The sequence below is a fragment of the Mesorhizobium sp. KR9-304 genome, from assembly GCF_040049215.1.
In the GTDB taxonomy this organism is placed as follows: Bacteria; Pseudomonadota; Alphaproteobacteria; order Rhizobiales; family Rhizobiaceae; genus Mesorhizobium_K.
In genome coordinates, this window is the sequence record NZ_JBDZDN010000001.1 from 84,544 (window position 1) to 107,690 (window position 23,147).

19 protein-coding genes are annotated in these 23,147 nt (G+C 62.6%); 12 read left to right on the top strand and 7 right to left on the bottom strand.

Annotated features, from left to right (window positions below; genetic code table 11):
• Nucleotides 1-23 precede the first annotated feature (23 nt).
• A complete protein-coding gene (locus ABLE71_RS00415; protein ID WP_348781412.1) occupies nt 24-1,058 on the bottom strand; it encodes a sugar ABC transporter substrate-binding protein in 1,035 nt (344 codons plus the stop codon).
• A 196-nt stretch (nt 1,059-1,254) separates the two neighbouring features.
• On the opposite strand from ABLE71_RS00415, the gene ABLE71_RS00420 reads away from it, so the two are divergent.
• From ABLE71_RS00420 to ABLE71_RS00435, 4 genes are all read left to right on the top strand, one after another.
• On the top strand, nt 1,255-2,484 hold the full coding sequence (locus ABLE71_RS00420; protein ID WP_348781413.1) for an ROK family transcriptional regulator: 1,230 nt from the start codon (nt 1,255-1,257) through the stop codon (nt 2,482-2,484).
• A 1-nt stretch (nt 2,485) separates the two neighbouring features.
• Nucleotides 2,486-2,926: an RbsD/FucU domain-containing protein gene (locus ABLE71_RS00425; protein WP_348781414.1), complete on the top strand. Its 441-nt coding sequence runs from the start codon at nt 2,486-2,488 to the stop codon at nt 2,924-2,926.
• On the top strand, nt 2,927-3,850 hold the full coding sequence (locus tag ABLE71_RS00430) for a carbohydrate kinase (RefSeq protein WP_348781415.1): 924 nt from the start codon (nt 2,927-2,929) through the stop codon (nt 3,848-3,850).
• A 217-nt stretch (nt 3,851-4,067) separates the two neighbouring features.
• Nucleotides 4,068-5,210 (top strand): DegT/DnrJ/EryC1/StrS aminotransferase family protein, encoded by a 1,143-nt coding sequence (locus tag ABLE71_RS00435; protein WP_348781416.1) that lies wholly within the window; start codon nt 4,068-4,070, stop codon nt 5,208-5,210.
• A gap of 18 nt (nt 5,211-5,228) precedes the next feature.
• Here the strand turns inward: ABLE71_RS00435 and cysQ are convergent, their stop codons facing one another.
• From cysQ to cysD, 3 genes are read right to left on the bottom strand one after another with little or no spacing between them, the layout of a single operon-like run.
• The gene (gene cysQ / locus ABLE71_RS00440; protein WP_348783613.1) at nt 5,229-6,056 is read right to left on the bottom strand and encodes a 3'(2'),5'-bisphosphate nucleotidase CysQ; all 828 of its coding nucleotides are present in this window, start codon (nt 6,054-6,056) and stop codon (nt 5,229-5,231) included.
• Nucleotides 6,037-7,974, bottom strand: coding sequence for a sulfate adenylyltransferase subunit CysN (gene cysN / locus ABLE71_RS00445; RefSeq protein ID WP_348781417.1), 1,938 nt, complete (start codon nt 7,972-7,974; stop codon nt 6,037-6,039). The genes cysQ and cysN overlap by 20 nt, the downstream gene beginning before the upstream one ends.
• 2 nt (nt 7,975-7,976) lie before the next feature.
• On the bottom strand, nt 7,977-8,882 hold the full coding sequence (gene cysD, locus ABLE71_RS00450) for a sulfate adenylyltransferase subunit CysD (protein ID WP_348781418.1): 906 nt from the start codon (nt 8,880-8,882) through the stop codon (nt 7,977-7,979).
• Nucleotides 8,883-9,201: 319 nt separating this feature from the next.
• On the opposite strand from cysD, the gene ABLE71_RS00455 reads away from it, so the two are divergent.
• Entirely contained in the window at nt 9,202-10,530 is a 1,329-nt protein-coding gene (locus tag ABLE71_RS00455) for an O-antigen ligase (RefSeq protein WP_348781419.1), read from the top strand.
• On the opposite strand, the gene ABLE71_RS00460 is transcribed toward ABLE71_RS00455, so the two are convergent.
• Nucleotides 10,502-11,290, bottom strand: coding sequence for an ABC transporter permease (locus ABLE71_RS00460; protein WP_348781420.1), 789 nt, complete (start codon nt 11,288-11,290; stop codon nt 10,502-10,504). The genes ABLE71_RS00455 and ABLE71_RS00460 overlap by 29 nt on opposite strands.
• A 301-nt stretch (nt 11,291-11,591) precedes the next feature.
• On the opposite strand from ABLE71_RS00460, the gene ABLE71_RS00465 reads away from it, so the two are divergent.
• Nucleotides 11,592-12,557 (top strand): hypothetical protein, encoded by a 966-nt coding sequence (locus tag ABLE71_RS00465; protein WP_348781421.1) that lies wholly within the window; start codon nt 11,592-11,594, stop codon nt 12,555-12,557.
• A gap of 87 nt (nt 12,558-12,644) precedes the next feature.
• Here the strand turns inward: ABLE71_RS00465 and ABLE71_RS00470 are convergent, their stop codons facing one another.
• Nucleotides 12,645-14,105 (bottom strand): DUF2793 domain-containing protein, encoded by a 1,461-nt coding sequence (locus tag ABLE71_RS00470; protein WP_348781422.1) that lies wholly within the window; start codon nt 14,103-14,105, stop codon nt 12,645-12,647.
• 301 nt (nt 14,106-14,406) lie between these two features.
• Between ABLE71_RS00470 and ABLE71_RS00475 the strand changes: the two genes are divergently transcribed.
• The 4 genes from ABLE71_RS00475 (at nt 14,407) to ABLE71_RS00490 (ending at nt 18,591) form a co-directional block, all read left to right on the top strand.
• On the top strand, nt 14,407-16,269 hold the full coding sequence (locus tag ABLE71_RS00475; RefSeq protein WP_348781423.1) for a nucleoside-diphosphate sugar epimerase/dehydratase: 1,863 nt from the start codon (nt 14,407-14,409) through the stop codon (nt 16,267-16,269).
• Entirely contained in the window at nt 16,226-17,266 is a 1,041-nt protein-coding gene (locus ABLE71_RS00480; protein WP_348781424.1) for a glycosyltransferase family 2 protein, read from the top strand. Before ABLE71_RS00475 ends, ABLE71_RS00480 begins: the two co-directional genes overlap by 44 nt.
• A 6-nt stretch (nt 17,267-17,272) precedes the next feature.
• On the top strand, nt 17,273-17,812 hold the full coding sequence (locus ABLE71_RS00485) for a sugar transferase (RefSeq protein WP_348781425.1): 540 nt from the start codon (nt 17,273-17,275) through the stop codon (nt 17,810-17,812).
• 74 nt (nt 17,813-17,886) lie between these two features.
• Nucleotides 17,887-18,591 (top strand): ABC transporter ATP-binding protein, encoded by a 705-nt coding sequence (locus ABLE71_RS00490; protein WP_348781426.1) that lies wholly within the window; start codon nt 17,887-17,889, stop codon nt 18,589-18,591.
• Between the two features lie 7 nt (nt 18,592-18,598).
• Here ABLE71_RS00490 and ABLE71_RS00495 read toward each other — a convergent pair whose 3' ends face one another.
• Nucleotides 18,599-19,615, bottom strand: coding sequence for a glycosyltransferase family A protein (locus ABLE71_RS00495; protein ID WP_348781427.1), 1,017 nt, complete (start codon nt 19,613-19,615; stop codon nt 18,599-18,601).
• 407 nt (nt 19,616-20,022) lie between these two features.
• On the opposite strand from ABLE71_RS00495, the gene ABLE71_RS00500 reads away from it, so the two are divergent.
• Both ABLE71_RS00500 and ABLE71_RS00505 read left to right on the top strand, forming a co-directional pair.
• Complete coding sequence (locus tag ABLE71_RS00500) at nt 20,023-22,332, top strand: polysaccharide pyruvyl transferase family protein (RefSeq protein ID WP_348781428.1); 2,310 nt, start codon at nt 20,023-20,025, stop codon at nt 22,330-22,332.
• Nucleotides 22,329-23,099 (top strand): glycosyltransferase family 2 protein, encoded by a 771-nt coding sequence (locus tag ABLE71_RS00505; protein WP_348781429.1) that lies wholly within the window; start codon nt 22,329-22,331, stop codon nt 23,097-23,099. The genes ABLE71_RS00500 and ABLE71_RS00505 overlap by 4 nt, the downstream gene beginning before the upstream one ends.
• The last annotated feature ends 48 nt before the right edge of the window (nt 23,100-23,147 follow it).

A 23,147-nucleotide genomic window follows, 5' to 3' on the forward strand; every position in this document is an offset into this window, starting at 1 on the left:
AGTCTGCCTGAATTTGGGGCAAATCAACCCCAGCAGAGTTCCAGGCCCTTCTTGGTATCGATCGACTCGACGCCCGCGGCCGGCTTGTCCGTGATCAGCGTCGCGCCGGTGTCGAAGAAGGCCTTGCCTTCGGTGGCGGCGGGCTTCTCGCCGGTGTCGGCGAACTTCTTGATCGCCTCGATTCCCATCGCGGCCATCAGCAGCGGATACTGCTGCGAGGTCGCGCCGATGACGCCTTCAGCGACGTTCTTGACGCCCGGGCAACCGCCATCGACCGACACGATCAGGACATTGCCTTCCATGCCGACCGCCTTCAGCGCCTCGTATGCGCCTGCGGCGGCGGGCTCGTTGATCGTATAGACGACGTTGATGCCGGGATCCTTCTGGAGGCAGTTCTCCATCGCCTTGCGGCCGCCCTCCTCGTTGCCGTTCGTGACGTCATGGCAGACGTTGCGCGGATCGTCCTCGTCGCCGATCTTGTTGACGTCCTTGGTGTCGATGCCGAAGCCCGTCATGAAGCCCTGGTCGCGGAGCACGTCGACCGTCGGCTGGCTGGGGTTCAGGTCCATGTAGGCGATCTTGGCGTCCTTCGCAGCGTCGCCGAGCGTCGCCTTGGCCCAGGCGCCGATCAGTTCGCCTGCCTTGAAGTTGTCGGTGGCGAAAGTCGAATCGGCGGCATCGATCGGCTCGAGCGGAGTGTCGAGCGCGATGACCAGGATACCGGCGTCGCGCGCTTTCTTCACTGAGTCCACAATAGCTTTGGAGTCCGATGGCACCAGCAGGATGCCCTTGGCGCCGTCCGCGATGCACGACTCGATCGCCGCGACCTGGCTTTCATTGTCGCCGTCAATCTTGCCTGCGTAGGCTTTCAAATTCACGCCGAGTTCAGTCGCCTTGGCCGTCGCGCCTTCCTTCATCTTGACGAAGAAGGGGTTGGTGTCGGTCTTGGTGATGAGGCATGCGCCGACATCGGCGGCGGATGCGGCCGACGAAAAGGCCATCAAAGCGGCAGCCGCCGCTCCGAATACGGTCGATTTCAACAGTGCAGTCTTGGTCACGGTATCCTCCCGGGTTTGAAACTCTTTGCCGGCCGGCAAGCGCCGCCGCGGACATCCACAACTTTCCCTGTCGGATGCCTCGCCATCACGAAACATCAATCACGATGCCGAGTCAATAAATAAATCACTCTTATTTATTATTGACGAGAGAGTGCGGAGTCCGCATGCTGCGGTTTGAACGACGGGAGGAATGGGCGTGGAGAACAGCCCCACGAGGCACGGTTCGTCCGACGCTGCGAACGCCGCTCTCCATCACCGCGGCACGAACCAGAGCGGGATGCGCGACCAGAACGAGCGTCTGGTGCTCTCGCTCGTCCGGCAGAACGGCAGCCTTGCCAAGACCGAGATTGCGCGCATGACGCGGCTTTCGGCTCAGACTGTCTCCGTCATCATGCGCGAACTCGAAGACGAGGGTCTGCTGCTGCGCCAGCCGCCGATGCGCGGCAAGGTCGGGCAGCCGTCCATTCCGATGTCGCTCAATCCCGACGGTGCCTATTTCATCGGCCTCAAGATCGGCCGCCGCAGCGCCGAGCTGGTGCTCATCGACTTTCTCGGCCATGTCCGTGCCATGCTGCAGAACTCATACCGTTATCCGGCTCCGCGCGAGATCCTCGACTTCGTCAATTCCGGCATCAAGCGCCTCCGCGCGGGCCTGAACGCCACCCAGGACAAGCGGATCGCCGGCCTGGGGATAGCGATGCCGTTCGAGCTCTGGAACTGGGCCGACACAGCGGGCGCGCCGCGCGAGATCATGGACCAGTGGCGGCATCGTGACATCCGCGCCGATATCCAGGCGCTGTGCAGCTTCCCGGTGTATCTCCAGAACGACGCCACCGCCGCCTGTGGCGCCGAGCTGGTTTTCGGCCAGACCGGCAATCTGCGCGACTTCATCTATTTCTACATCGGCGCCTTCGCGGGTGGCGGCATCGTGCTCAACGGCCGGCTCTACAGCGGCCCGACCGGCAACGCCGGCGCGCTCGGGTCGATGCCGGTTCCCGGCGCCGACGGGCGTCCCACCCAGTTGATCGACGTTGCCTCGCTGGCGATACTGGAAAGAGCGCTCAACGCGCGCGGCATTGACGCTTCCTATCTCTGGACGTCACCCGACAAGTGGACGGACGACGGGCCGGAATTCGACGCATGGTTCGCCTCGGCAGGCGCTGCGCTTGCCTATGCCATCGTCGCTGCAGCCTCGGTCATCGACTTCGAGGCAGCGGTGATCGACGGCTGGATGCCTGCATTCGCGCGCCAGCGGCTCGTCGACGCCGCGCGGGCGTCGATCGCCAGGATCGATATCGAGGGCCTGCGGATACCTTCGGTGCGCGAAGGTACCGTCGGCATCCATGCGCGCGCGCTTGGCGGGGCCAGCCTTCCCCTGTCGGAACGATTCCTGGTCAGTGCGGCGGCAGCGCCGAGAGGGCTGTGACATGTTGATCGGCATACCGGCTTTGCTTGGACCAGACTTTCTGGCGACATTGCGGGCAATGGGGCATGGTGACGAGCTGGCCATCGTCGACGGAAACTATCCCGCCGACGAGCACGGACGGCGCGTCATTCGCGCGGACGGCCACGGCCTCGTCGCAGTCATCGACGCCGTCCTCACCGTCCTTCCGGTTGACGATTCCGTGCCGCAGGCGCTGTTTTGCGCATCGGTGAAGGGGGATCCGTCGATCCTCGATCCGGTCCATCACGAGATCATTGCGGTTTGCGCGCGTCATGCACCGGGCAAGGCTGTCACCCCCCTCCCCGGCGACGCGTTCTACGGGCGCGTAAAATCGGCCTACGCTGTGGTTGCAACGAGCGAGCCGCGCCTGTACGGCAATTTCATCGTCCGAAAGGGCGTCATCTACCCGAGGGAGCACGCCTAAATGATCATCTGCTGCGGCGAGGCGCTGATCGACATGCTGCCGCGCAGATCGACCCTCAACGAGCCGGCCTTCGCGCCCTATTCGGGCGGCGCCGTGTTCAACACCGCGATCGCGCTCGGCAGGCTCGGCGTGCCGGTTGAGTTCTTCTCGGGTCTGTCAACGGATCTGTTCGGCGAACAGTTGCGCACCACGCTCGCCGAGAGCAACGTCGGATCGCGTTACGCGCATCTTTCGAGCCGGCCGACGACGCTTGCCTTCGTACGTCTCGTCGACGGGCATGCGAGCTATGTCTTTTACGACGAGGGAACCGCCGGTCGCATGCTTTCCACGGCAGACCTTCCCGTCTTCGGGGGCAATGTCGATGCTTTGCTGTTCGGCGCGATCAGCCTCATCCCCGAGCCCTGCGGCTCCGCCTACGAGGCACTGATGCAGCGCGAGGCGCAAAACCGCGTCACCATGCTCGACCCCAACATCCGGCCGGCCTTCATTCCCGACCGTGAAAAACATCTCGCCCGCATACAGCGCATGATCGCCATGGCCGACATTCTCAAGCTGTCGGACGAGGACCTCGGCTGGTTCGGCGCGACCGGCGCTCCGGAAGATGCGATCACCCAATGGCTCGAACTGGGTCCCAAGCTTGTCGTCATGACACGCGGCAGCCAGGGCGCCGTCGGCTATACGAAAAGCCACAGGGTGACGGTCACGCCCAATCCGGTGCAGGTGGTCGACACGGTCGGGGCCGGCGATACGTTCAACGCCGGAATCCTGGCATCGCTGCATGAGCAGGGCGCCCTGTCGAAAACCCGTATCGCAAGCCTGTCGGAGACGGAAATCCGCGACGCCCTGACGCTCGGCGCTGCGGCCGCGGCCGTCACCGTCTCGCGCGCGGGCGCAAACCCACCATGGCGGCGGGAGCTCGTCTGAAGACCTCTTGGCCGGCCGAAAATACGATCACTTTATGTTTCGGAAGATTCGCCTGCCCGCATTCTGAGCTTTGAAAGCCTGCCGATCCGCCATTTCCGGTGCTGCGGTGCGGTAACGCACCGGGCTTGGCACGCAAACTATCCAGGCGTCAGGCTGCTTTTTCGCCAAAATCTTGTCTGCTATCAGCGGCTTATATCTGGGCAACGACGAGACGGGCATGCAATTCATCGACTTGGGCGCGCAGCGCGAGCGGATCGGCGACCGGCTGAAGGCCGCGATAGATCGCGTCGTCGAAGACGGCCGCTACATTCTCGGGCCGCAGGTGGCGGAGTTCGAAGCCAAGCTTGCTGACTATATCGGCGTCAAGCACTGCGTCGCCTGCGCCAACGGCACCGACGCGCTGCTTCTGCCGCTCTATGCGTCCGGCATCGGGGCGGGCGACGCGGTCTTCGTGCCGAGCTTCACCTTCGCGGCAACAGCCGAGGTCGTGGCGCTCGCCAAGGCCGAGCCGGTCTTCGTCGATGTCGACCCGGACAGCTACAACATCGACATCGAGAGCCTCGAAGCCGCTATTGCGATGATCAGGGCTGAAGGCCGCCTGAAGCCGAAGGCGATCATCCCCGTCGACCTGTTCGGGCTCGGAGCCGACTACGATGCCATCATGCGAATCGCCGAGCGCGAGAATCTGCTGGTGATCGAGGATGCCGCACAGGCGACCGGCGGCTCGGTCGGAGACAGAATGTGCGGCTCGTTCGGCCATGTCGGTGCGACGAGCTTCTACCCAGCCAAGCCGCTCGGCTGTTACGGCGACGGCGGCGCGATGTTCACCAACGACGATGCGCTGGCCGCGAAACTCCGCTCCTTCGCCTTCCACGGCAAGGGCGAGACGCAGTACGACAACATCCATGTCGGCATCAATTCGCGCCTCGACACGCTGCAGGCAGCGATCTTGCTCGAAAAGCTCGCCATCCTCGAAGAGGAAATGATCGCGCGCCAGGCGGTGGCGAAGCGCTACGCGGATGGTCTTGGCGACGTGGTCAAGGCGTCCGACAACCTCGACGGCACCCGCTCGGCCTGGGCGCAATATGCGATCGAGACGCCGAACCGAGACGCGCTCAAGGCGCACCTGCAGGAAAACGGCATTCCCTCGGTCATCTACTATGTGAAGCCGCTGCACAGCCAAGTGGCTTACCGCGACTTTCCCGCGGCGCCCGGTGGCCTGCCGGTTTCGGAAGCGTTGCCGGAAAGAATTCTCTGCCTGCCGATGCACCCCTACCTGACATCAGAGGATCAGGACCGCATCATCTCGACGATCCGCAACTTTGTCGGCAGCAATTCGAAGCTCGCGGCAGCGGAATAGGTCGCCGCCTGTGGCCGGTCACGCCGGCAGCACGGACGCTTCTACCCCACCCCTCGCTATGAAGAACGGATTGGCGAAATCGGCATCGTGCGGCTGGTTGCGCTTGCCGTAGGCGAGCGGCCTGCCGTCAAGCATCGTCGTCAGCCCTCCCGCCGCGCGCAGGACGGCGTCGCCGGCGGCGGTGTCCCATTCCATCGTGCGGCCGAAGCGCGGATAGATATCGGCCTCGCCGTTGGCCAGCAGGCAGAATTTCAGCGACGAGCCGACCGAGACGATCTCCCCGGCGTCGATGCCGCTGATGAAGCTGTCGGTCTCGGGCGTCCGGTGCGAACGGCTGGCCACGATCGTCAACGGCCCGGAGCCCGTGCGCACGTGGATTGCATGGCGGGCGGAAACCTCGTCGTTGGCGTCCAGTTCGAGGAGCTCCGCGCGTCCCGGCCGGCCCGAAAAGAAGCGCCGGTTGCACGGCGCGTAGACCACGCCGATCTCGGGAACGCCCTCCCGCACAAGCGCTATGTTGACCGTGAAGTCGCCGCTGCGCTTGACGAACTCCTTGGTGCCGTCGAGCGGATCGACCAGGAAGAAGGCCTCCCCCAGATCGGCCGGCAGGATGCCCGCCGCCGCTTCTTCCTCGGCCACGCAGGGGATCGACGGGAATGCAGCGCGCAGGCCTTCGAGAATGATCGCTTCGCTCGCGCGGTCGGCCTCGGTGACCGGCGAAGCGTCGACCTTGTGGTCCACCGCGCAACCGGCATGGAAGATCTCCATGATCCTGCGGCCGGCCACCAGCGCCAGATCTTCGAAAACAGACAGGATGGTTTGATCGTCAGATGCCGCTGCCGCCATCGTATTGTTCTTGTGCACTGTCGCGCTCGTCCAGCCAGGTTTCGAGGATTTCTACCATCTCTTCCGGCGACTTGCCGAGCGTCCGAAGGTGAATTTCGGGATTCTCCGGCGTCTCGTAGGGCGAATCGATGCCGGTGAAATTCTTCAACTCGCCGCCCAGAGCCCGCGCATACAGCCCCTTCGGATCGCGCTTAGCGCATTCCTCGAACGGCGTGTCGACGAAGACCTCGATGAATTCGCCCTTCGGCATCAATTCGCGCGCCATCCTGCGTTCGGCCCGGAAAGGCGAAATGAAAGAAACGATCACAATCAGGCCGGCATCGGCCATCAGCTTCGCCACCTCGGCGACGCGACGTATGTTCTCGACGCGGTCGGTATCGGTGAAACCGAGATCGCGGTTCAGGCCGTGGCGCACATTGTCGCCGTCGAGGATATAGGTGTGGCGGCCCGACGCGTGGAACTTCTTCTCCAGAAGGTTTGCGATCGTCGACTTGCCGGACCCCGAGAGGCCGGTGAACCAGAAAACCGCCGGCCGCTGGTTCTTGGCGAGCGCGCGCTCCCGCTTGCCCACGTCGAGCGCCTGCCAGTGGATGTTTTCCGCCCGGCGCAACCCGTGCAGGATCATGCCGGCGCCGACGGTGGCATTGCTGATGCGGTCGATCAGGATGAATGCGCCGGTCGCCCGGTTGTCGGCGAAGGGATCAAAGGCAATGGGAGCCTGTGTCGAGAGGTTGCAGACGCCGACCTCGTTCATTCCGAGCGACTTCGCCGCTTCTTGCGCGAAATTGTTGACGTTGAGGCGGTGCTTCAGGTCAGTGACCGTCGCGCTCACCTGATCGGTTTCGGTGCGCAGCAGGTAGGAGCGGCCGGGTTGCAGCGCGTTCTCGTCGAACCAGACGATGTTGGCGGTGAACTGGTCGGCGACCTGCGGACGCGCCGTCGGCGACACCAGCATGTTGCCGCGCGAGATTTCCACTTCGCCGTCGAGAACGATGGTGATCGCCTGCCCGCTGACGGCAGCTGCAAGGTCGCCTCCGTGGGCGACGATGCGCTTCACCCGCGCGGCCTTGCCCGACTTCGCCACCACGACCTCGTCGCCCGGCGCAACCGTGCCCGACGCGACCGTGCCGGCGTAGCCGCGGAAATCGAGATTCGGGCGGTTCACATATTGGACCGGAAAGCGGAACGGGAGTTCGGCGACCGCGTCGTCCACCACCACGGTCTCCAGATGATCGACAAGCGTCGGGCCGGAATACCAGCCGATCCGCTCGGACGGCGTGGTGACGTTGTCGCCGTAGCGCGCCGAGATCGGAATCGGGACGATCGACTTGAAATTCAGGCTCTTGGCGAACTCAGCGTAGTCCTTCGCGATCGTCTCGAAGACGTTCCGGTCGAAATCCACGAGATCGATCTTGTTGACCGCCACCACGACGTGCCTGATCCCGAGCAGCGAGGCGATGATCGAATGGCGGCGCGTCTGGGCGACGACGCCCTGGCGCGCGTCGACCAGCACGATGGCCAGATCGGCGGTCGAAGCGCCGGTCGCCATGTTGCGCGTATACTGTTCGTGGCCCGGCGTGTCGGCGACGATGAACTTGCGCTTCGGCGTCGAGAAAAATCGATAGGCGACGTCGATGGTGATGCCCTGCTCGCGCTCGGCCTCGAGCCCGTCGACCAACAGGGCGAAATCGACGTCGTCGCCGGTGGTGCCGTGCTTCCTGGAATCGCGCTCCAGCGCGGCCAGCTGGTCCTCGAATATCTGCCGCGTGTCGGACAGCAGCCGGCCGATCAGCGTCGACTTGCCGTCATCGACCGAGCCGCAGGTCAGGAAGCGCAGAAGCGACTTGCGCTCCTGCCCGGCAAGATAGTCGCGTACGTTGTCAACCGCAGCAATGCTTTCGGCCAGGGTGTGGCGCATGCTCAGAAATACCCTTCGCGCTTCTTTTTTTCCATCGAGCCGGCTTCGTCGCGGTCAATGAGTCGGCCCTGCCGTTCGGAGGTTGTGGCCGTGAGCATTTCGCTGACGATCGCTTCAAGGCTGTCCGCGTCGGATTCGATCGCCCCCGTCAGCGGGTAGCAGCCGAGCGTTCTGAAACGCACCAGCCGGTCCTCCACCGCCTCGCCGGGCCTGAGCTTCATGCGCTCGTCGTCGCGCAATATCAGCATGCCGTCGCGTTCGACGACCGGGCGCTTCTTGGCAAAATAGAGCGGAACGATCGGAATGTCCTCCTGCAGGATGTACTGCCAGATGTCGAGTTCGGTCCAGTTCGACAGTGGAAAGACGCGTATCGATTCGCCGGGAGAAACGCGGGTGTTGTAGATCTTCCACATTTCCGGCCGCTGGTTCTTGGGATCCCAGGTGTGCTGAGCGTTGCGGAACGAGAAGATGCGTTCCTTGGCGCGCGACTTCTCCTCGTCGCGGCGCGCGCCGCCGAAAGCGGCGTCGAAGCCGTATTTGTCGAGCGCCTGGCGCAGCCCCAGCGTCTTCATCACATGGGTATGGACGTTCGAGCCGTGGTCGAACGGGTTGATGTTGTCGCGCACACCGTCCTCGTTGATGTGCACCAAGAGGTCGAAGCCGAGCTTCTTCGCCATGGCGTCGCGGAACTCGATCATTTCCCGGAACTTCCAGGTGGTATCAACATGAAGGAACGGAAACGGCGGCTTTGCCGGATAGAACGCCTTCATGGCGAGATGCAGCAAGACCGACGAATCCTTGCCGACCGAATAAAGCATGACGGGCTTGGCGAAGGACGCGGCCACTTCGCGGAATATGTGGATAGCCTCGGCCTCGAGGCGGTCGAGATGGGTCAATCTGGCGAGCATTGGAGGCCTTTACAGAGCCTTGGCGCTTCCGGAAACGGAAAACGTGCCAAGGTCACGATTTTCGCCGGATATTCTCACAAAAGCTCGATTTCTCAAGCGGAAGCTGACTAAAGATCGACCGATAGCCGCGCGGATTTTGCGCTGTCGCGAGGATGTCTGGAAAGCTGTTCTATCCTTGCTTGGTCCAAGACTACCAGTGCTTATGTGCCTGACGCGCGTCACTGGCTCAGTCGGGGTGGCGGGAGGTTCCGCACTGGACTATCGTTTTTTTTGCGAGACCCGAAATTCACTGGCAGCATGCGTTAACCACCGGAAGCGAATGCACAATAAAAAAAGCGGCAACGAGAGTGCTTCACTTCTGAGCCGGCTGCTCGTCCACGACGACCGCCGCAGCGAGATCTTCACCTATGTTTGTTTCGCCTGCGCACCGATCGCCGGCTCGGTCGTAAGTTTCGCGGTCAACATCGGGGCCGCCGGCGGCGTCCTGGAAGTGCTGAGACGCATCATCCCCGTGAGCCGCGACCGCTTCATGCGCTACCTTGCGGCGCCGATCTACGTCTACTGCGCGGCCTACCTCGTCGCTCTTGCCGTGAATCCGGCGCCGCGTTGGGCCGACGCCTTGCCGGTGCTGACCTTCCTTCTATTTCCATTCCTCTATTCGAGCTGGTGCCTGTCGAGGAAGGAAACCATCGCCCGGAGCGTGATCAACGCGAGCATGATCGGCTGCCTCGGGGCGCTGGCGCTCGCCGTCTTTCAGTTCCATTTCCAAGGCATGAGGGCCGAGGGCGGCGCCGGCAACGCCATCGTCTTCGCCACCGTCACCTGCCTGGCCGCATCCGTCGCACTCGCCGGGGCCTTTATCAGGCAGGGCATGGCGACCGTGCCGCTTTTTGGCGCCTATTGCGCCGGCAGCATCGCCATTCTTTATTCAGGGTCGCGCATCACCTGGCTCGCGCTTTTCCTGTCGACTGCGGCCGTTCTGTGGATCTACCGCGAACGCAGGCATGCCTGGAGTTCCGCGCTGGCCGTCTGCTGCGCGGCTCTGGCCGTTGGCGCGGTCACCTTCGCCGGAGCCCAGGTCGTGCCGGCCCGCGTCCAGGCTCTTGCGGATGACTGGCGGCAGATGAGCGAGTACCACAATTACGATTCCTCGCTCGGCCGGCGGACGGAGCTATGGCGGATAGGCCTCTCGGCGGTCCGACTGCGCCCGATCGTCGGACATGGTCCCCAGTCGACGAGGACCCTGATCAATCGGGGCTTCGAAGAGGTTGGGCTCGACGTCCATTTTAGCCATTTCCACAACGGCCTTCTCAACGCCTGGGTGGAGGCCGGCATCGTCGGCGCGCTTTCGCTTGCCGCAATCTTCGTCGTCGCGGCCTGGCTCGGGGTAGGAACGCTTGCGCGAACCACGGCCGCCGAGGCGAGATTGGGCGCGGTCATGCTGATCGTCGTGGCGACGACCTATTTTGTCAGCGGCCTGACCGGGATACTGGTGGGCCATGACATAGCCGACGCCGTGCTCGTGGCCTTCCTGGCGGTGGGGGCCTACCTGGCGGCGGGAACCTCGATGCTGGGACAACAGGCGTCGCGGCGGGACCCGGCCGAGGAACAGTCCCTGCTCAGAGCTGAAACACGATCTGGCGGTTGAATTTGCCGAGCGCGACCAGCGCCCCGGCAAGCAGAACCGCGGTGATCGACAGCGCGGCAGTCCATGACTCCAACGGCACCATGCCGTCCACGATGGGCATGCGGATGATGTCGATATAGTGGGTCAGCGGATTCCAGTAGTAGAGGAAGCCGAGCAGGCCGCCCGCTCCCGGATCGGTCCAGAAGATGGGCGTGACGAACATCAGCAGCCGGGTGGCGTTGACGACGATGAACTGGAAGTCGCGGAAGTAGGCGCCGGCGATGCCGAACAGCACCGCCACCGCGGGCGCGGCCGCCAGCAGCAGCAAAACCGCGGGCACGACCGACAGCAGCGCGGGCGTGACCGCAAAGCCGCTGTAGAGCAGGACCGCGACCGCGCCGAGCAGCGCATAGAAGGATCTTATCGATATAACCAAGGTCTGCCGCATGACATATATCGAGAGCGGCAGGACGGTGCCCTTGATGAAGTTCTCTTCACGCGCGAACAGCGTGGCGCTCATCGACAGGACGTCGCTGATGAACAGCCAGACGAGCATTCCGGTCGCAACGTAGGCGACAAAGTTGGGCGACCCTGCCCGGTTACCCAGAACCAGCACCAGCGTCCCGACGAAGAGCAGGTAGTTGAGCAGCGGCCAGATCGGCCCGAGCATGGTCTGGCGATGGGAGTCGGCGACGTCTTCCGACGCCAGCGCCCACCATACCCCCCTGAGCTTCAACGCGGCGCCCAGGTCGGCAAGGCCGCGTCGCGCGAATTCGAGCATCGTCACTCCACGAAATCAGCGTCGGCTGCTAGCACATCCGCCGTTGAACGCAAACGAGAAGGCGTTTTGGCGACGAATGGAAGCCGTCGCGGCGGTGGCGCAGCCGCATCTTTCATGACGGGCCGTTGTGGCCGCTACCGGGACGCAAGCGTACCAAGAAGGCGCGGATTGAAGGTTGGGGCAATACTGCCTAGAACGCTCCATCGGCGTGAAACCTGCAGGCTGGCGCGTAGCCCTATCCCAGTAAGTCTCGCCTTGTTCAGAACCATGGCGCTTCTACTGCCCGCGAGGTTGAAAAACGATGCCCGAGTTAATCTTGCACGCTGGCGCCGGAAAGACCGGGACGTCGTTGCTCCAGGTGCTGTTTGCCCGGCATGCTGAGCAACTTGAACGCGACAAGGTTATCTACCCTCGCGGGTTTCTGTCCGATGAAGCTGCGGCTGGCTACATCACCTCCGGAAATGGCGTGGCGATGGCAAACTACATCCGGCCGCATCTGCCCCACGATATTGGCGACAAAGAAGCGTTCATTGGTGACCTCGGTCGCGAACTTTCTGGCGCCCGAGGCAAGCACGTTCTCTACTCCTCGGAGTTTTTGGTCTTCGAACCCGGCGAAAGGTCAAACGCTATCGCGACTGTTGCGGCCAGAAACGGCTATACCCCAAGGGTAATCTACTTTGTCAGGGACTTTGGCCCGGCTGCCTTCTCGACCTACTCGCAGTTGGTCAAGCGGCACGGAGAGACCCGCTCGTTTTCAGAATTCATCAACGACTGGAATCCGCATTACCGTGAGCGCATAGAGCAAGCGTGCGCGGTATTCGGCCCTGAACGAGTGGAGGTCTACAACTACGACGAGAAGCGGGACGAACTGGCGGCGTTTTTCTTTCGAACGCTTCTCCGCTGCCAGGTCGTGCCACCGGAAAATCCGATAGTGAACAGATCGCTCTCAGCCAAGGAAACAGAACTCCTGCGCTACATGAACGCAGCGCTGGCAAGCAACGCTGCACAGGCAACCTTCTTGAGTGATGCGCTGATGGAGATCGCCACGGAGACGGTGCCCGAACCGTTGCTCCTGACGCAGAGTGAGGCAGACCTTTTGGAGAGCAGCTTCCAGTCCGATCTAGCATACATAAATGGATTGATCCGAGGGCGTCCCTGCGTGATTGCCCAGGCAGTTGGCGACCAACGTCAACAGATCGAACTTACGGAATTCGAGCGCGCAACTGCGGCAATCCTGGCAAAAATCGTTTCCGTAATCGTCAGGTAGGTAGCCGCGTTGCTCCGCGGCTACTAGCTCTCGGGTCCGCCTCGATGGCCGGTCCAAATGCCAGCCAGCACGGTGGACAAGCCATCGTCACAGGTACACACCGCCGTTTGCGGCGCTGCCGGCCGCGTTGCCAGGCAGGAATGACGCCCCACCCCCACCCGACGAAATGATCGAGTTTCCGTCGACCGCGTATCTCGTGCCGGTCGCCGACCCGGCGAAGGTGGAGCTGCTGCAGTAGACGGCGGCAAGCACCTCCGCGAACGCGAAGGCATTGGAGAAGGCCGGCGTGCCGCTCAGGGTGAAGTCGGAATCGAAGGCATTGATCAGCGCGTTGCGGGACGAGCGCCAATGCCACACCGCGTTTCCGACGATGGAATATGCCGCCCCGGGAGCAACAGTCGCGCGGCCGAAGCTGAAGGCGAAGACATGGGCTGCCGCGCACGCCCCGAACCGGATGTTGGCGCCGATCGCGGTTTCGGAAAAGTTGCGCGTGTCGACGCAGTTGCCGGCGCCGGCGGACGTGCGCAGTTCGAACCCGTCAACGGTCCATGCCTGTCCTTCCGCATTCGAGACCGCGTGGCCGCTGGCGGGGCTGAGGATGCAGCTGGCGGGAGTCGCGGTGTTTCCCTGCAGCGTGAACGTTCCGCTGCCCGCCATCTTGGGCAGCACGACGGGAACCGTCCAGGTCCCGTCGCCGACGTGGATGGTGACGTTGTGGACGGAACAGTCCAAGGCCGCGGCAACGTCGAGCGCATGGCCGATCGTCAGGAAGGCGCTGCCCGCGCTGTCGGCCAGTCCGGTGTTGCCGTCGCTGCCGTCTGTACGAACGTGATAGACCCGGCTTGCGCCTAGCAGCTCGCGCACATGCCTTTTCGCGACGACCTGGTTGTCGTCGCTGAGTGGCAATGCGGCGGGCAACCTTACGCGGCCGGTTGCCCCGTCGACCTTCAGGGCTTCCGTCCAGGCAGCGCCGTCAGCCGAGACCTTCACGCGCCAGTCGTCGTCGCCCGCAAGACCGAATTCGGCCCGCCCGGAATAGCCGGACTGGAAGACAAGCGAGGCGGTGTCGCCGGCTGCGGCCTTGTTGATCTTCAGCCTGTGGTCGCCGGTCTCCTCGTCGAACAGCGTGGCCGGGCTCTTGACCGCCAGCCTGTTTGTCGAGTCCGCCGTCGCGTTCACTCCCACCAGCGGCGCTGGATTCACGCTGTGGACGGCGGCATCGATCCAGGCGGCCCCGTCGTAGCTGATCAGCCGGTCTTCGTCAGAGACCCAGGCGAGCCAGCCGGCTTTGGGGGTTGGAAAAGCCCATGCGCCGTCTTGCCAGGCCGCCACCTTGCCATCCTTGCCTGCCCACGCGCCGGTTCCGCCGGCTGCGACGAGGTAGCGGTCGCCGTCGGCCGGCGAGGCAGGCGGCGTGGCCAGATCGCGATCGGCAACCGCGAGATGCACCAGCGCGTCCAGGCTCCTGATTGCTTCGTTGTGAGTCACATGCTTCTGGGCCTGCGAGGGCATGATATAGGGAAGTTCAAGATTTGCTGACTGTTCCATGGCGGTTCCTTCGATCCATTGGTCCGCCTATGGTAAGCTGCCGCTCGACACCGTGGATAAAGTTCCACGTTTTTTCATCGTTTCTTGCCCTTCGGCACGAAGCGATTTGCCTTTGGCAATGCTTTTCGATACTCGCGAGGCGATCCTTTCCACCTGCCCAAATCCAATACATGCCTAGTCCCATAAGTTCATCGATACTTCGCCCGGCCGCGCTGATGTCACGGGACGTCGGTTTTTTCCGTAACCGAACTGCGTTGAACGTCGAGGGCGGCGTTTTTCTGGACCGGGAGGTCTAGGGTCCGTGCACGGGGGACGGTTCAGCCGGCGTATCGCCTCCCTGCCGCGCGGCACGAAGAAGTTGCTGTTCGTCTGCTTCGACGTACTGGCGCTTGTCGCCATGCTATGGCTGAGCTTTTCGCTGCGGCTCAATAATGTCTTCGTCCCCAATGTCGAACAGGCGCTGCTCATGCTCGCGGCGCCGGCGATCGCGCTGCCGATCTTCATCCGCATGGGATTGTACCGCTCCGTCCTGCGTTTCCTTCCGGAACGGGCGATATGGACGATTCTCAGCGCGGTCACGGTGGCGGCGCTCGCCTGGGTGAGCCTGGCCTTCCTGACTCAGATGACCGGCCTGGAGGGTGTTCCGAGAACCGTGGCGCTGTTTTATTGGGCGTTGAGCGTCGTGGTGATCGCCGGCAGCCGGTTCGGGGCGAAGTGGCTGCTCTGGCCGTCGCCGGCCATGCCCACGACGGCCCCGCGCACCTTGATCTACGGCACCGGCAACCCGGCGATGCAGCTGGTCAACGCGCTGACGTCGACCCGCGAGCGCAACGTCGTCGGTTTCGTCAGCGACGATGCGAACCTCGAGGGAATGGACATGCTTGGCCTGCGGGTCTACCCGATGTCGGGACTGGAAGCGGTCGTGACCAATTTCGGCATCGACGAGATCATCCTCACGACGACGACGCCGAACGGCGCCGTCCGGCGCGAACTGGTCGCGCGTTTCGGTTCGTTGCCCGTCAAGTTCCGGATCCTGCCGGCGATTACCGATCTGGCGGCCGGAAAATACTCGATAAGCGACGTCCGCGACATCGACATCGACGACCTGCTGCGCAGATCTCCGGTGCCGTCCGATCCGGAGTTGATGCGCGGCATCATCGAAGGCCGGGTCATTCTCATCACCGGCGCGGCCGGCTCGATCGGCTCGGCGCTCAGCCGAACGGTGGCGAAGCTCAATCCGGAAAAGCTCGTCCTCATGGACTTCAACGAGCACGGGCTCTACGAGATTGGACGCGAACTCGCCAAAAACGCGAAGTTTCCGGTCGTCCGCGTGCTCGGCTCGGTTGCCGACGCCGCGCTGGCGAGGCAGGTTCTTTGCGAACACAGCGTGGAAACCATCTACCACTGCGCCGCGTTCAAGCACGTCTCGATGGTCGAAGCTAACTGCGTCGAGGGGGCGAGGAACAACGTCCTCGGGACTTGGACAATCGCCGAGGCCGCCTATGAATGCGGCGTCAGGAATTTCATCCTGATATCGTCCGACAAGGCAGTGCGGCCGGCCAGCGCGATGGGCGCGACCAAGCGGTGGTCCGAGCTCATCGTGCGATATCACGGCACGCGCAGCGGCAATTCAGGCAGCGAGCGCAACTTCGCGTCGGTCCGCTTCGGCAACGTCATCGGCTCAAGCGGCTCCGTCGTCCCGCTCTTCAAGGAGCAGATCGCAGCCGGAGGTCCCGTCACGCTGACCCACCCAGACATGACCCGCTACTTCATGTCCGTGCGCGAGGCAGCCGAACTGATCATCCAGGCGACTGCCTTGTCCACGTCGGGAGACGTTCTGCTGCTCGAGATGGGCGAACCCGTCGCGATCAAGGATCTGGCCGAGGACATGATCCTGCTTGCCGGCCGATCGGTGCGCAACGCGCAAAACCCGGACGGCGACATAGAGATCGTGACGATCGGCGCCGCCGAGGGAGAGAAGCTTCACGAGGAACTCTTCTACGATCCGTCCGGCGTGACGCCGACCTCGCATCCCAAGATCTTGCGCGGCCGCCGCCCCAACGGATTGTCTATTGACGTTCCAGCCAGGATCGCCAGCATCCGCGACCGGATCGAGGCGCGTGACGAGCCTGCGGTCCGGCAAATGCTGTTCGATCTGCCGTAGCCGTCGCCGCATCAACCATTTCGATCGAATGCAGGAAGCGCAAGCATTGTCGCCCGGCCAGACACCAGAGCAGCCTCCAGACACGGTGGCCATATTGCTGGCGACGAGGGACGGCGCGGCGTTCCTCGACGATCAGCTTCGCTCGCTCACCGGGCAGACGCACAAGTCGATCGACATATGGGCCTCCGATGACGGTTCCACCGACGGTACGCTGAGAATTCTCGCGGATTGGCGCGAACGATGGACCAGGGGCACCTTCCACCTCGCCAACGGCCCCAGGAACGGATTTGCCGAGAATTTTCGTTCTCTCCTCGCCAACGACGCTATCGAGGCCGACTATTTCGCGTTCTGCGACCAGGACGATCTCTGGGAGGCCGGTAAGCTGGAGACGGCGCTTGCCTGGATGCGGACGCAGGACGCCTCCCTGCCGCTCCTGTTCTGCTCGAGGACGCTCACCATTTCCCAGGCCGGGCAGGCCATCGGCAAGTCGCCGCTGTTCCGGCGCCAGCCCTCCTTCCGCAATGCGCTCGTGCAGAGCCTGGCGGGCGGCAACACGATGGTGTTCAATCGGCCGGGGCGTAATCTGCTGGCGCGAGCCTCGCGCCGGGCCGGCTTCGTTAGCCACGACTGGTGGGCCTACCTATTGGTGACGGGCACCGGCGGCGTCGTACACTATTGCCCCGAGCCGCTCGTGCGCTACCGCCAGCACGCTGGCAACCTCGTCGGGGCGAACACATCCTGGACCGCGAGGCTCGCACGGCTGAAGTTCCTGCTCGGCGGTGGTTTCGGGAGGTGGAGCGACACGAATCTCGACGGCCTCGAAAAGAACCGCGACCTGCTCACCCCCGACGCGGCAGCGTCCCTGGAACTCTTCGTCCGTGCGCGGCGGAGCAGTTTTTTCACTGCGATGGCCAGCCTTCGCAAATCGGGCGTATACCGCCAGACGCCGCGCGGCACGTTAGCCCTGTGGGCGGCGGTCGCGCTCAAGCTGATGTAGCCTCCCGTGAAGCGCGTCCTCGATCTGGCCTTGGCGCTCCCGCTCGCGCTGCTTGCCGGCCCCGTCGTCCTTGCGGCGGCGGCCTGGATCAGGCTGACCTCGCCGGGGCCTGCGATCTTCGCGCAGGAAAGGATCGGAAAGAACGAAGCGCGTTTCCGCTGCCTCAAGCTCAGGACCATGTACCGGGGCACCAGGTCGCTGCCCACGCACGAGATTGGCGAACATGCGGTGACGCCGGCCGGCCGCATCCTGCGAGGGATGAAGCTCGACGAGCTGCCGCAACTCTGGAACGTGCTGAGGGGCGAGATGAGCCTGGTCGGGCCGAGACCCTGCCTGCCCACACAGAAGGCACTGATCGAGCGGCGCCGCGACCTCGGCGTCTACGCGCTGAAGCCCGGCATGACCGGGCTTGCCCAGGTCGAGGGCATCGACATGTCGGATCCGGAAAAATGCGCCGGAAAGGACGCGGAATATCTCAAAAACCGCTCGCTCGGAATGGATATGAAGATCCTGCTCATGACACTGGCGGGAGGCGGTCTGCGTTGACGCTTGCGCGATTCTATCCGTCCCGACGCCCTGCCCCCTTTCTGGGGCGGGGGAATCCTGCTTGAGTTCCCGCCATGGTTTTTATCCGCGCCCATAATATCGGCCTCAGATACCCCGTGCCCAGGCACGTCAGGTTGAGGACCCAAGGCGTCACCCGGGTAGGCGGCCTTTTCTCGGCGCCGGGGCAAGGCGCGCGCCATGTCACCGCGCTCGACGGCATCAGCTTCAAGCTGAAGCCGGGCGACCGCCTCGGCCTGGTGGGCACCAACGGTGCAGGCAAGACGACGCTGCTCAAGGTCCTCTATGGAATCTACGAGCCGACTTCGGGCTCGATCGAGAAAAAAGGCAGGGTCGACGCGCTGTTCAACATCGGGCTCGGTTTTCGCAACCTTGCGAGCGGGCGCAGGAACATCGTTGTCAGGGGACTGATCAACGGCTGGAGCCCCGCGGAAATCGAGGACCGCATGGAGGACATCATCGCCTTCAGCGAACTCGGCGACTTCATCGACATGCCGTTGAACACCTATTCCCAGGGCATGTCGGCGCGCCTGGCCTTTGCCATCGCGACGAGCTTTCATCCCGAAATCCTGCTCATGGACGAATGGATCGGCGCCGGCGACAAGGATTTTCAGGAGAAGGCGAAAGCCCGTCTCGATGCGATGATCGACAAGGCAGGCATCATCGTGCTCGCCTCCCACAACGACGCGCTGATCAAAAAGGTCTGCAACAGGGTGATGACCCTGGAGCATGGCAGGATAAGGTCTCTGGAGGCGATATGACCGCAAGTCACAAGGAACGGCGCGTCAGTCTCGCCAGAAGCAGCGCTGCTTCGCACAGAACGGGAGACTTGGTGGCAAGGATCGAGGCCTGAAGCCGGACGATCCATTTGCGGCGCCGGCAGACGAACGGGTCGCCAACGACGATGTCGCGATAGTCCCTCGCAATCTTCAACAGCTCGTCCAGATGAGGGCCAAACACGGTCCCGCGCGCCGTGCGAGGCCGGCAGATGGCCTGGAACGCCTCGCCAATGAACGCCCTGTGGAAGCGGGGAATAAGCTGATCGCGCAGCACGAACCGGTTGCGGGGCGGGTCGTTCGGGAACGTTTGAAGGAGCTTCTTGAAGTAGCGAAAGCGGCTGCGGCTCATGCGTATGCTGAATGAGGTGCTCGCCGAATGCATGCACCAGATCGTCACCGGACGGTCCACGAATATGTTCGTGTAGCCGGCCCGGAACATCCTCAGGAACAGGTCGTCATCCTCATATCCCATGAACTGCGGATCGAAGCCCTCCACGGCCTCGAAAGCCGGGCGGGAGATGATCGACGCGGAAGGGAGGACGAACATATCCTCCCTGATCAGCCTGAAGACATCCGCTTTTGGATGCATGGTGTATGCCTTGACCGTCGCCGTACGTACGACCTGCGCGTCGCCGTCGGCCTCGATGAGGTCGGCATAGGCCCATCCGAATCTGCTGTCCGGTGAAACCGCCTTGCGGAGCACTTCTATGTGGTCCGGCAGAAAGAGGTCGTCCTGGTCGAGGAAACAGACGTAGGGCGAAGACGTGGCGGCGACGCCGGCGTTGCGAGCCGACCCCTGGCCGCCATTGTCCTTGTCCAGCACCTTGAAATGCATCTCTTCGGCGAGCGCCTGCAGGAAAGCCGCCTCCTCCGGCTTCGAACCGTCATTGACGACGACAAATTCCGCCGGGGGCATCGTTTGCGACAGAACGCTCTCGACAGCCCGGCGGATGAATTTCGATCCGTCGTAAAAGGGGATGACGACCACAACGTCGGACGCCGACACTGGCCGCCCCCGAATCAAATCGCGACCATCCGGAACTTCTTCGCCGACGGACCTTGGGCGGCCTTTGGCTATTGTGCCCGCCCCTGGCCTGCCCGCCATCCGTGGCTGTGAACGCAACGCCAAGTTGTTCGTCCTCCGACCAAGTTCACGATCCTGGATAGTCTAGCGCATGACCGCGGCAAACGCGCCTATATTCAATGTCGTCCGTGCATCCCCGAAAGGACTTGCGGGCCGGTGGGGGGCTTTTGTCGTTTGTGGCGTTCGGATATCGTCATACCTGCATGGGCCTGTTTCGGGAGGGGACGAAGAAGAAACCTACGAATGGCGCCCGTGCATCCGCGGCCCCTACCCGATAAGTACATCTAATCTCAATTCTATGGGCTCAGAAGCCCGTCGCCGAGGTCTGCTTGATCGATATCAAGCCGGACGGTCGAAACTTGATACCAGAGCCGATTGAAATGACCCAAGAGGATGCCTTTCTGCAGTTCCTGCGTTCGATCAGCGGACGACACGTCGACTTCTTTCCCAATCCCGGCAATGCGGGCGACGGAGTGATCGCCTACGCTACTTACGAGATGTTTCGCAGATACAACATCTCGGTGACCCCGCACAGACAGGAAGAGACAGTCGGCGCCGATCTTGTGCTGGCGGGCGGAGGCGGGAATCTCGTCGAGGGTCGCTACAATCAAATGGCGGATATCATACGTCGCCACTCTCACGTCGAACGCGTTGTACTGCTTCCCCATACCATCGTCGGCTTCGCCGACGTCCTGGCGCAAACGCACACAAATCTGACGGTGTTTTGCCGGGAACCGGTTTCGTACGACCTCGCATTGGCCAATGGAGCCAGCAAAGAGCGCACATTCCTGTCTCAGGACATGGCTCTCTTTCTATCCGATGATCACTTCAGCGAATTCTTCCAGCCGGGTTCGGGAACGCTGAGGGCGCTTCGCAAGGACGGCGAATCCGCCAAAACCATCCCGGTGGGACCGGACAACATCGACTTGTCGCTGTCATGGAACGGCGATTTGTGGGGATCCGGAAGATTTTCGATGTACGTCACCAAGAGCCTCGCTGCGTATTTGGCGCGCTATGCCCTGGTTCAGACGGATCGAATGCATCTGGCGATTTTGGGTGCACTGCTGCAAAAGCAGGTTCACCTGCTCCCGAATGCCTATTTCAAGAGCGAAGCTGTGTTTCGGCATTCCTTGCAGGAGCGCTTCCCGCAGTTGAGATTTATCGACGATCCCTCGGCAATCGAACCGGCTGGGGAAGACACGGGAGTTCTCGACGCGGAACTCAGCCCGGGGGGAGCGCATCTCGAGCCGGCGCAAACCGGTCGGCGACCGCGTCCCCAACGCGGTCCGTCTATCGGTTTTCGCCAGTTTCTAGATCGTAGGGCGAAGAAGCTCCTCAGCCCGCATTTGCGCCGGCAAGCTCACCCCAATTCGTTCTTGCCCGCTTTCGGTGCCGCGCTGTTCGAGACCGCCGATCTTCGGCTGCAAAGACTGCGCTTCTTTTCCCAGAAAGACTATTTCGAGCAGCATCCGGACGTTGCCGTGTCAGGAATGCGGGCATCCGATCATGCACTTCGATACGGCATGTCCGAGAATCGCAGGGTGTTCAAACCTCAGACCATTGCGCGCGTCCTGGCTAGGGCGCCTGTGCCAACAGCTGTCGAATTCAAGCAAGGCCACCCTCCATCGAGCGCACTTCAGCAGAAGCCCGTCAGGCTGTACGTCAGTTCCCTTGGGAACCGGTACATGGCCGAGATCGCCGAGGCCCTGGCCGGGGACCTCCGGCAGGTGGGCATCAATGCTAGCATTGGGAACGAGCAGGATCGGATAGAGGATATTGGCGGAGCGAGACTCTTCGTCGCGCCTCACGAATTCTTCAGCCTGGGACGTGGCAGGGAGTGGCTTAGGCCCGACGTTTTCCGCAGCGCATTCCTCTTCAATACCGAGCAAGCGCAAACGCATTGGTTCGCCACCACGATGCCTGCAATCCTGGCCGCTCGTGGTGTCTTCGACCTGTCACCGCAAAATGCGTCCGTGTTCCGGGAAGCAGGGATACCATCCATGCATTGGGAGCCCTCCACCAAACCGAGGGCCGTCTGGCTGCGAGATACCGATTGGGAGCATCCTCTGATCCGGGTCCTGCAGACACACAAATCCGAACAGGAGAGCGCGAACTGGGATACGCGCCCGATCGACATCTGCTTTTTCGGGAACGAATCGCCCCGCAGACATGTTGCGCTTGCTCGTTATGCGGAACCCTTTTCACAGTATTCGACCTATATATACTGCCGAGGCCAGGCCCGTGGACCGATGTTGGAGCGGTCGCAAGAAGAGCCGCTCACGCGGATCGCCGGCTTCGTTTCCAGCCGTTCCAGGATCAGCTTGAACATCCACCGCGATGATTTTCCTTATTTCGAATGGCATCGGATGGTGCATCACGGGATGGCGTCGGGCGCCGTCGTCGTGACCGATCCGTGTCTTCCTCATCCGACATGGAAGCCGGGCATTCACTATGTCGAGGAGAACGTTCGGCAAATTCCCAACGTGATCGATTGGCTGCTCAAAAGCCCCGATGGGCGGTCGAAGGCCAAGGAGATCAGGAGCAATGTCGCCAACCTGCTGTCCCAGCCCGTCGGCGTCCGCGACCCCGCGGCGGGAGCCGCGACTTTGATAGGCCAGGTTATGGGTTGGATGAAATGACCGGACTGATACAGATCGACGGCGCTGTCGTGCTGGATGTGATTTTCGAGAGCGTTCGCGATGCTGCGACGGCGCCCGACCTCGTCACGGTCGCAGTCAGCCTTTTCAACTACGAGAGGTTCCTCGGCAAATGCCTCGACACCGTCTCACAGCAGCTGCATCAACATATCGACCTGATAATCGTCGACGACGCCTCCGATCAGGACGACTCGCTTCGTGCAGCGCAAGAGTGGCTGAGCGCAAACGGTCACCGATTCGCACGAGCCTTGCTCGTTCGTCACGCGCGAAACCAAGGGCTCGCCCAGGCTCGAAACACTGCCTTTACCCTTTCGCGATCGGACCCGGTCTTCGTGCTCGACGCGGACAACCAGATCTACCCGCGTGCGCTCAGCCGATTGCTGGGAATGATCCAGGCCGGCAATAGCGCTGCGTATTCCCAGCTCGAATTTTTTGGCGAGGAGAAGCGCCTGGGTTATGCGGACTTCTGGAGCCAGCAGAAATTCAGGCGCGGAAACTATGTCGACGCCATGGCCATGGTCTCCAAGGCTTCCTGGAAGCAGGTTGGTGGCTATACGCCCATGGATGGCTGGGAAGACTATGACTTTTGGTGCAAGCTGATCGATGCAGGGCTGGAAGCGGTGTTCGTTCCGGAAATCCTGTGCCGTTACCGAGTTCATTCAAGCTCGATGCTGCGCACCGACACTGCGAGAGCAGATGAAAGCGTGAGGATGCAGATGGTCTCCAGGCATCCGTGGCTTGACCTGTAGCGGCGCTCCCGCTCCGTCGCTTGGCGACAAGGATGCATTCCTCGGCAA